Origin of the sequence: Nonlabens sp. (assembly GCF_051251825.1) — a bacterium.
Taxonomy (GTDB): Bacteria; Bacteroidota; Bacteroidia; order Flavobacteriales; family Flavobacteriaceae; genus Nonlabens.
Genome location: NZ_JBPOGG010000025.1, coordinates 1 through 10,011 on the forward strand (window position 1 = coordinate 1; position 10,011 = coordinate 10,011).

A 10,011-nucleotide genomic window follows, 5' to 3' on the forward strand; every position below is an offset into this window, starting at 1 on the left:
CTCCCACAGTCATACAGGAAGTTGATTCTAAAAAGAAAGATGGTCGCTTGGGACAACGGGCAAGAGAGTTTAATCGTTTAATTTCAGCTTTTGCCACTTCAGATGTCGAAACAATATCTATCATATCCGAAGAACCTAATGTAGAAATAGGCATTGCAACATGCAATCCTATTGATTGGGAAAAATACGTAGAACTAGATCGCTATGATAACGATCAAAAAATCATTGCTGAAATACTAAATACAAAGAATCTTCAGCACAGTAAAAAAATTGTTGTGAGTCAGGATATCAATCCAATTCTAATCGCAAAACGCAATAATATTAAAACAAAACATGTTCCAGACAGCTGGCTTCCTGCAACTGATAATAGCCCAAATCAAAGAGAAAATGAAAGGTTGAAAAGAGAAATTGCAGACTTTAAAAAAACAGAGCCAGAGTTTGAAATTATCATTCAAACCAAACATGAAAACACTGAACTCTATAAAGTAAAAAAGCTAAGTGAAGAAGAAAAAGAAGAGTTAATAAATTCAATACTTATCAGCAACCCAAAGCCAACCCAACAGAAAAATGTTTACTTTCAGATGCTTTATGACTCAACACTTGATGACCGTTACTTAAAGTACAAGAATAAAACTTTACCAGATTACATTAAGAATTATCATAGTAAAATTGAACAACATTTCAACCAAATTCCCTTTTCTATATCAATAAAAAACTTGGGAAAAATCAGAGCCGAACACGCAAAGGTTGAGGTCGATATTGTGGGTGGAAAATTTAATCGTAAACCGATATTTAGTGCATTTTATCCCAGTGCGCCAGTAGTCGAAAACCCTCTATTATATGAACCTCCAATATTCAATCACAGGTTTGAACGAGATGAAAAAATTAACAGGCACGAATTCAAAGTTGAAGATTCTGATATATCAAATAATTTTACAGCGGAATGTGAAGACTTTAGGCATGAACAGGTTTGGGAGTATAAATGCACAATCATTCTTGATCCGTACTTAGATAAAGAATTTGTCATAATTGCAAAAGTCACAGCCGCTAATTTTCATGGAAAAAAGGAAGCTATATCAAAATTCAAATGCAATGTTAATGAGTGTCACTTTTCTGACCTTGTAGACCCAATAAACAAAAAGTACTTAAAAGCTTACTATTTTGAAGAGTTAGTTAACGAAATGAAAGAAAAGCATAATTTTGATCTAATTGAATTTGATAGTAAACCGCGTTAAAAAGCTTATGTTTGGACTTCCTAGATTATCATAGACGATTTCATCGTTTCCATTTTGTAACTTTTCCAAAACGGACCTTATCTTTTCTTTTTTCTTTTGAGATACTGATTTCTGTAGCAACTTTGCTGCAAAGTTTATTTAATAATTAAGGAAATATATTCATGAAAACTTTAGCTAACTGCACCTCTCCAAATTGGCCAAGCAAAACTGGTGAACCTTCTGGTGGTGGTAGAGACAACAACCCTCCAAAAAAATGATTTTGTAATTAACTAACCAATAAAGAAACGGAGCAGGGTAATCTCATTATTGTGCTTCGTTCTTATTTAATGTTACTTCAAATTTTTCATAATTTTTCAATGCAATATCGCGATATTTTTGATATTTATTTAGACAGTCTATAAATAATAGTTCGTTATCTTTGGATATTATTTCTAAAAGATTCCGCCAAAATATAATATAGAAATAGGCAAGTCTCACTGAGTGAATTATTACTCTCATATGCTTTACATGAACTTTTCTAGTACCTTGAATATATCTGGTGAAAGATTTTGGCTCAATATCTAATATTTCAGAAATTTTTTCATTGCTAAGTTTATTTCCATTAATAGCTGCGAAATCTTTAATAAGTGAAACTAAATAATAAAATGGAGATTTCATATTCTTAATATCAGGTATTAATTTATCGAAAATTGATTGGAAAATGGAATGATCCTTCCATTCTTTGTCCAACTCCAATTCCATACATGCGCACAAATATAAAAGCAAGTTCAAACTGAATTGTCCACGAATAACTCCTTTAACGCTATGTTTAATATAACGATCATTTTTTGGATCGAAATTCTGAAATAGCTCATCCTTCAATAAGATAGATTCAAGCTCAAATGGAGCAACACCTTTAGCCTCTTGCTCTGAAAAATAAAGCAGAAACCTAAATATATTTTTTACTTCAATATTTAAAAAACCGTTTTCCAACTTCGCGGCTTCAAAAAACAAAGCATAACTAGACTCTAGGTAAGATAGGGTTTCTTCTGTAGTTGAAATTTTTATTGGTAATGAAATATCTAGTTGATCAATTTCGTTTTGAAAACTATCAATTGTGATGAGTTCTTTAAAAAAGTATTTAATATTACTAACTGTTTTTTGACTTGGATTATGCTTCTGATGAAAGCAATTACTAAGGTTCTTTCTAAGAGATTCAGAAATTTCGAAACCTTGAAGTTTTGCTAGCTTGAGAATAGTTTTATCATCTATTGTGCTACCAGTAATTAACCACGTTATGAAATCAGGACTTATTATCATTTTTATATGAGATGTATTTATTACCAACTCGTTGTTGTTATGTTGATGAGAAGTTAAAGAATACAATATTTAGCTAATTGAAACATCTAAAGTGAGAAATGCACTCGAAAAAACGTGACAGAATTGTCACGCTCTGACGAGTCTTAACGAGTGATGGCGGGCCTTAACACTTAATAAAATAGCGATTTTTACAGTTGAAAATCCGCGTGTCACTGGTTCGATTCCAGTTCGGGCCACCAACTCAAAAAGCCTCACATTTCTGTAAGGCTATTATTAAAAGATTATCTACTTCTCAGGTATTATTAAATGTATTCTCTTTTACCGTAATAATTATTAACTTCTTACTCATAAATCTATTCTTACGTTAACGCCAACTGTTCTAGGTGCATTTACATTAAGAATAACACCGCCTGTTCCTCTTGAATCAGATAAGATTGCATTTTTATTAAATAAATTATTCGCAAAAGCTGTAAAAGTGAGATTTTCAAATACATACCTTGTATTAATATTTGTTACCATATAATTATCTACCTTATTTTGATCTACATTTTGATAGTCTGAAAAACGTTCAGCAGTGAAGGCCACGTCACCACCAATAGTTAAATTAGGATAAACTTCTGTATAGCCTCCAACTCTTGCCGTAACGTCAGGCGATAGTTCGAATTCATTCCCATTATTGACATCATTCACTGCAGTACCAAAATTTTCAATCTCAGTCTTTAACAAACCTAGAGAGAAAAATGCACGGGATGCTTTATTGGGCTGATAACTTAATTCTAATTCCGCTCCATAAGTTTTAGCTTCGTCAACGTTCAAAAAAATCAAATCGGCAGGACCACCAGGACCTATTCCACTTACTTGCGTATCTTTAAGGCTTGTATAAAAAATATTTGCATTAGCAGTTAATTTTTTATTTAACCATTGTGTTCGCGTACTAAGTTCGGTTGTGATTGCAGATTCTTTATCGAATAAATATGGTGTAAATGTAGTGAAACTAACACCTCCCCCGCTTGCAGTGTAACCTTTGTAAGCGAGTAGGCTAATGTTAGCTTCTGGAGTTACATGATAAGTTGCACCAATTTTCGGTAAAAACACGTTATTTTCCTCATCAACGTCTAATGTTAAAAAGCCTCCAAACCCAGAAAAGCTACGCTTCTGTTGGTCTCTTTCTAACCTGCCACCGAGTAGTAAATCCCATTTAGGCGATATTTGAAACGCAGCATCTGCAAATAATGACCTTGTTTTTGATTTGTCTTCCGCCTCTAATACAAAAGCTGATCCCGGTGCACCTAAATCTGTTCTTGACCGAGTTAAGTAAAAAAGACCTGCTACCGCACTTGTTCTTGTATCTTCAGAAAAATAGTTTATTTTAGTTTCAAATGTTGTTTCATATATTTTGAAATTGAAATCTAAATACTGGCTTGGGTCTGGGCTTCCAACAATTGGAGGCCCAAAATTACTATTTACACTTTGATAAGATAAAATTCCATCTAGCTCCCACTCATCAGTCAGAAAATAGTTTGCAGATAATGATGCTACTGAATTAAAGTTTCGGACATAGCTATAGTTTCCAGGGCTTACTACTCTTCTGTCTCGTTGGAAGTTGACTTGATTCTCAGTAAAGGTTCTTCCTGATCTTTCGCGGTCTAATGTAAGTTTCACTTTCAAGTCTGGTACTTCTGTAGGAGCAACTAACGCTTTAAATCTGAATCTTGTGAAGCTAATATCATCTAAATCGCCCTCATTTGATGACGAAATTCCTGTTCCTTGAAAACCAGAAAAATCCATAAAACCATTACCTCTTATAGCCTCTCCAGTTAAACGTATTGCGACTTGATCACTTATTTTTTTATTAGCCATAAATGCGGTATTATATGTAGTTTCTTGATCTCTAATACCAACTTGAGCTGCATACTCATCTTTAAATTTTGGATCTTTAGTTGTCTGTACAATTGCGCCTGCTAGTGCATTTCTGCCTAATTGAGTAGATTGTGAACCCCGATAAACTTCTACTTGTTCTACATCCCAAAAACTACTATCACCGTCTGGTATAGCACTATAACTGCGTGCTACGCCGTCTACGTAAAAGCTCATACGTGGTCTTGCACCAGAAACTGCTCCCCCCCCTCCCGTAGCAATGCCATTTCCATTTAAGCCTCTAATTGTTGGTAAAAAGCTACCTGTTTCATATGTTATGTTTGGGATAAATTTAAGCGCGTCAGAAACACGTTCGAGTCCAATAAAATCTTTTTCTTCTAAAACTACTACACTTTGGACTACTTCCTGATATTTTTGAGCACGCTTTGTACCTACAACAGAAACCTCTTCAAGTTCAATAATCGTTTCTGGTTCAGGTAAAGCTTCAACTTCGTCTGAAAAGACATTGGTGCTAAATAAAACTCCGAGTATTAAAGGTAATGGTTTAAGCATATTTATTTCCAAAGGCATTTTGAATATTTCCTAAAATATATTATTATATTAATCTTAATGATAATAATTATCATTTATATTAATAAAAACACAAACTTAATTAAAACACAAACTAAAGTTACTTGAAAGTTAAGAATGAAAAATAAGGGAGTGGTATTAAGCGCAATTTTTATTATATTTAGCGTACATCATGCAAAAGCTGAAGAAAAACTAATTGAGCTAGACGTTGTTGAAGTGATTGGTGAAAATATCGTCAAAGATATTTTTGAAACAAATACTTCTGTTAATGTGCAAACAGAAAAACAGCTTGAACGTACTGCTGATCAGTCAATTCAAGATGTATTTCGTAGAGCAGCTAACGTGACCTCTACAGGAGCAGGTATTCAAAGCTTTGACTTTTCAATACGCGGCATAAGTACAGATGGTGTTGGCGGCGCTGGACAGGAAGGTTTAAGTTTAATTATTATCGACGGGGCAAATACAACACGTGCGCAAAATGCTCGCGGAATACGTAGCTTATTTGATTTAGAGAGAGTTGAAATATTACGCGGGCCACAATCAACCAATCAAGGTAAAAATTCACTAGCTGGTGCTGTTATCATTAAAACTAAAGACCCAACTTTCGAAAGAGAAACTCATATTCGTGCAGGCTATGCAGAATTTAATACTTATCAAACTGCTGCTGCACACTCAGATAAAATTACAGATGATTTAGCTTATAGAATCGTATACGACCGTCAATCTACTGATGGCTTCCTAAATAACAAACTGCGAAACGAAGATGACTTTGCAAAAGACAGGTCAACTACTGCACGCCTAAAGTTACTTTATGAGCCTATTGACTTACCTGTAAGAGCTTTATTTAGTTATACAAACTTTACTAGTGACTCCAATAATGACATTCAAGCTTATGACGTATCAGAAAAAAAATTCATTTCGAGGCAACCATTTAAAGGAGGTATGGATACTGATCAAGACTTATTTACCTTAGATATGGTTTGGGATATCAATGACTCTTGGAGCTTACAATCAATAACTACCTATAATGACTTTAAGTCCGAAGATTTATTAAGTAATTATGCTGTAACTGTACCTACTGATGACCAACTTTGGCGTGCAGGAATTGATCAAGAGGAGACTATTCAAGAATTTCGAGCTAATTACAAGTCAGACCTCATCGATGGAACAATGGGCTTTTACTATTCTGATAATGAAGAAATAAATACACGAGACGGCATTGGGCTTGTGGGCTTAGCTACACCTTTTGGCCCCCAGGATCTGGATATTGTATTTTTCAACCCTACCAAAATTGAAACAAAAGCTATCTTTGGTGAAATGGATTATAAGGCAACAGAAAAACTTACGTTAACGGCTGGCTTTCGTTACGAAAAATTAAAATTCGATTTACTTACAGATGGTTTAATTACACTTCCCGGAGCTGGTGGCTTTGTATTCCAAGATTTAACCTTAACTGGCAATAAAGACCAAGACGTATTTTTACCTAAATTAGCGGTAAACTATGCTGTTACCCCAAACCAAAGAATAGGCTTTACTTACTCTGAAGGTTATAGAGCTGGAGGTGTGGATTTAGATATTTTTGGAGGGGGAGGTTCTACGGAATACGATCCTGAATTTACTGATAACTACGAGCTTAGTTACAAAGGTAAGTTTTTAAACAAGCGTTTATCTGTAAATGCAAACCTCTTTTATATCGATTGGGAAGACATGCAAACTTCAGGTAGCGCACAAATTAGAAGTGGCACGTTTAATGCTGGTAAGTCTACAGTTTATGGTGGCGAATTTGAGACTACTCTTTATATTACAAATGCTACGGAATTATTCTTTAATGCCGGGTATTCAAAAACAAAATTTGATGAATACATACTAAGTGGTGGAAGCTCTGATTTTTCTGGCAATGAGTTTGCAAATGCCCCGCGCTTCACTATTTCAGCTGGTGCTTATCATAATATAGGCAATGCACGTTTCGGTATAGAAGCATCACATCGCGACAAGTTTTTTGATGATGTAACAAACACATTCGAAGTTGATGCGCTAACAACAATCAATCTATCTGCGGCGTACCAGTATAAAGCACTGAATATAAAATTATATGCCAACAATGTGTTTGATGACGTCGAGCAAACTCGGAGTGCATTAATTGTTGAAGGACAGTCATTAGGTCTATTAACAAACCCACGCAAAGTTGGCATAATAGGTGATATTAAATTCTAAATTCAGAGAATACAGTAAAGCTGACAGAATGCTAAAAAAAAATGTTAAACACTAGATTTTGGCTCGCGGGTCCATTTGCTATTATCATTTCAATTTTTGTAATGGCAGCAATGTCTTTGTGGTTTCCCATCGGCATTGCAGGGATTAACCATCTTGTCCTACCTTTAATATTGTTTCCATTAATCTGGGCAGGTGTTTTTTTCTATGCATTGTTGGAAAAGAACATTAAAAGAGCTACTCTTGTAATGACGTTTTTGTTCTTATTGAATGCACTTCCTGTTATTACATCAATATTAGGTTTACTTTAATAATGATAAAAGTTACAAAAGATATAACACGCCGATTACTAGATGTGCATGGTTGGTCAGGCATTATACTAGGCCTTGCACTTTATGCAGTTGTGTTGACAGGGTCAATCGTAGTATTTGCACACGAAATTGGTGTTTGGTCAATTAGTGGTAATACTTCTAACAATGGAATAAGCCAAGGTTTAGACAAACGCTTAGCGGAGTTATCTTCGCAGGTTCTTGATGAATATCTTGAGGAAGTAGTCATTCAAAAGAACGCTGCTGATCATCTTATTGTATTCTTTCATCAGCACGCTCAAAATGAGCAAGGTCAGTTACGTGACAAAGGTGTACGCTTTGTATTAGAACCTAAACAGCTCAAAGTGGTTAGCAAGCATGAAGGTTTTCAGGAAAGTATGCCTCCAATAACAAGCAGCTTATTAGAGCAATTTTTTGTTGATCTACATATTACCCTTCACGCTCCAGACCCAATAGGTTTATATCTAACAGGTATTCTTGGACTTGTGCTGTTAGCATCTGCTGTTTCGGGTGTTATTTTGCATCGGCATATTATTTTAGATATGTTTTTGTCACCTAGACGCTCTAACCCATTGTTAAATGCGCGTGATAGACATAACTTGGCTGGAACTTGGAGCATACCATTCTCGATAATTCTAGCTTTTACAGGTGCCTTCTTTAGCTTTGCCCTGACACTAGGCTTACCTGTAATTGCAATGACTGCCTTTGGTGGTGATCAACAAAAAGCGATTGAAACAATAATTGGTGAACCAGCAATTGTGGACGCATCTCCGCAACCATTTGTTGGGGTTGACACTATCATCAATCAATCTAGCAGCTCAAGTTTAGGGGGCAGTAATCCTAGCGTAATCGTAGTAAGAAACTGGGGCCGTGCTGATGCGGATGTCTTGGCTACGCACGAACCCGCAGAAGGCAAGCTATTTGGAGAAAATCATCAGTTTAAAGGGGTTAGTGGGGAATACATTGGTGAGAAGCCTGCTATAGGTAAAGTTAGCTCAATTAGCAGCAGCTTAATTAATTTAATTGGTGCATTACATTTTGGTACTTTCTCTGGAATTTTATCCCGCATTATCTGGCTATCATTAGGTCTTGCAACTTGCTATGTGACATTAACTGGTTTGCAATTATGGTTTAAGCGACGAGAGGGTAGCAATAGCTGGAAGAAATTATCGCTTGCAATTCCTACAGTCGGTTATGGGCTTCCAATTGCAATGGCCGGCTCTAGCTTTGGATTTCTTTTTTCTTTTGCCAACCATCAAACAACTAATGTAAATGACTTTACAGTAAATGGGTTTCTAATTGGCGGAGGTCTATCGATCACTCTAGCTTTTTTGATCCGCTCTAACATACACTTATCTAAGGCGTTACAAGGGCTGCTAGGTGTGAGTTTGATTCTGATGCCTTTATTTAGAATGCAGTTTTCTGGTCAATACTGGCTTCAAGAGCCAGGGGCAATCAATGCTATCGTACTTTGGTTAGATATTGCCTTTATATCATTGGGTTGTTTAATGGCTTTATCATCATTGGGTATTTTACCTAACACCCCAAACAGGTTTTTTAGCGACTCAGACGCACTGCTTGCAAACCAGCATTGATTTAACATGTATATTGAACTCATTACATTAATTGCTTTATTAGTAAGTCTTCTTAGCTTAATTTATTTGTGTAAAACTGATCCAAAACGAAGACGAACGTATAAGCGAAAGCTGATAGTTAAAAACCGCTATCAGAGTTTGGCATGGCTTATATGCTTACTGCCAGGTATTATATTAATCTTGCTTGAGCTATACCCAGCATTTGTAATGTGGGCAGCAGCGCTCACATTAATTGGTTGGTTAGTAGCAATCAAAAAACCATCTTCAGTTAATACAAAATAGATTAACGTGACAGAATTGTCACGCTCTGGCGAGTCTCAGCGGGTGTGGGCGGGCCTTAACACTTAATAAAATAGCTGTTTCTACAATTGAAAATCCGCGTGTCACTGGTTCAATTCCAGTTCGGGCCACCAAATAGAATAAGGCTCACAGCGATGTGGGCTTTTTTCATATCTAGCTTACCGTAGCCGAATCGTAACCAATTAACACAGAATCAAGTCGTTTAGCAGCAATTGCCAAGTGATCAGGTGCTAGGTGTGCATATCTTTCCACCATTGCCCCTGTTCTCCAGCCACCTAAGCGTTGTAACTCATGCGTTGGTGTACCTGCTTGCCGTTGCCACGTTGCCCAAGTATGTCTTAAATCATGCCAGCGGAAATCTGTAATGCCAGCACGTTTTAATGCATTACCCCATGCGCGCGTATTTGCTGCTTTAAGCGGTTTTCCTAAGTAAGTAAACACATGGGTTTCATGTTTATCTACTTGACGCTGCAATACTTTCATTGCTGTGTCATTTAGGGGAACTGCTATCGGTCGGCGATTCTTTGAGTGCGTTGCTTTTACCCAAGCATGGCGCAATTCTAGATTCACTTGTGACCACTCCAGCGACAACAC

6 protein-coding genes are annotated in these 10,011 nt (G+C 36.2%); 3 read left to right on the plus strand and 3 right to left on the minus strand.

Annotated elements, in window-relative coordinates; translation table 11 throughout:
- A partial coding sequence (locus ACSHWW_RS14005) for a PIN domain-containing protein (RefSeq protein ID WP_435683094.1) occupies positions 1-1,235 on the plus strand: 1,235 nt, incomplete at its 5' end.
- A 303-nt stretch (positions 1,236-1,538) separates the two neighbouring features.
- Here ACSHWW_RS14005 and ACSHWW_RS14010 read toward each other — a convergent pair.
- Both ACSHWW_RS14010 and ACSHWW_RS14015 read right to left on the minus strand, forming a co-directional pair.
- Entirely contained in the window at positions 1,539-2,534 is a 996-nt protein-coding gene (locus ACSHWW_RS14010; protein ID WP_435683095.1) for a hypothetical protein, read from the minus strand.
- A 345-nt stretch (positions 2,535-2,879) separates the two neighbouring features.
- Positions 2,880-4,964, minus strand: coding sequence for a TonB-dependent receptor (locus ACSHWW_RS14015; RefSeq protein WP_435683096.1), 2,085 nt, complete (start codon positions 4,962-4,964; stop codon positions 2,880-2,882).
- Positions 4,965-5,099: 135 nt separating this feature from the next.
- Between ACSHWW_RS14015 and ACSHWW_RS14020 the strand changes: the two genes are divergently transcribed.
- On the plus strand, positions 5,100-7,196 hold the full coding sequence (locus tag ACSHWW_RS14020) for a TonB-dependent receptor (protein WP_435683097.1): 2,097 nt from the start codon (positions 5,100-5,102) through the stop codon (positions 7,194-7,196).
- A 310-nt stretch (positions 7,197-7,506) separates the two neighbouring features.
- On the plus strand, positions 7,507-9,117 hold the full coding sequence (locus ACSHWW_RS14025; protein WP_435683098.1) for a PepSY-associated TM helix domain-containing protein: 1,611 nt from the start codon (positions 7,507-7,509) through the stop codon (positions 9,115-9,117).
- Positions 9,118-9,570: 453 nt separating this feature from the next.
- Here the strand turns inward: ACSHWW_RS14025 and ACSHWW_RS14030 are convergent.
- Positions 9,571-10,011, minus strand: a 441-nt coding sequence (locus tag ACSHWW_RS14030) for a site-specific integrase (protein ID WP_435683099.1), incomplete at its 5' end; no start/stop codon positions are given.

Bases quoted from the DNA above. Each gene is read 5' to 3' on its own strand.
- ACSHWW_RS14010 (WP_435683095.1), bottom strand. From the start codon at position 2,534: ATGATAATAAGTCCTGATTTCATAACGTGGTTAATTACTGGTAGCACA.
- ACSHWW_RS14015 (WP_435683096.1), bottom strand. From the start codon at position 4,964: ATGCTTAAACCATTACCTTTAATACTCGGAGTTTTATTTAGCACCAAT.
- ACSHWW_RS14020 (WP_435683097.1), top strand. From the start codon at position 5,100: ATGAAAAATAAGGGAGTGGTATTAAGCGCAATTTTTATTATATTTAGC.
- ACSHWW_RS14025 (WP_435683098.1), top strand. From the start codon at position 7,507: ATGATAAAAGTTACAAAAGATATAACACGCCGATTACTAGATGTGCAT.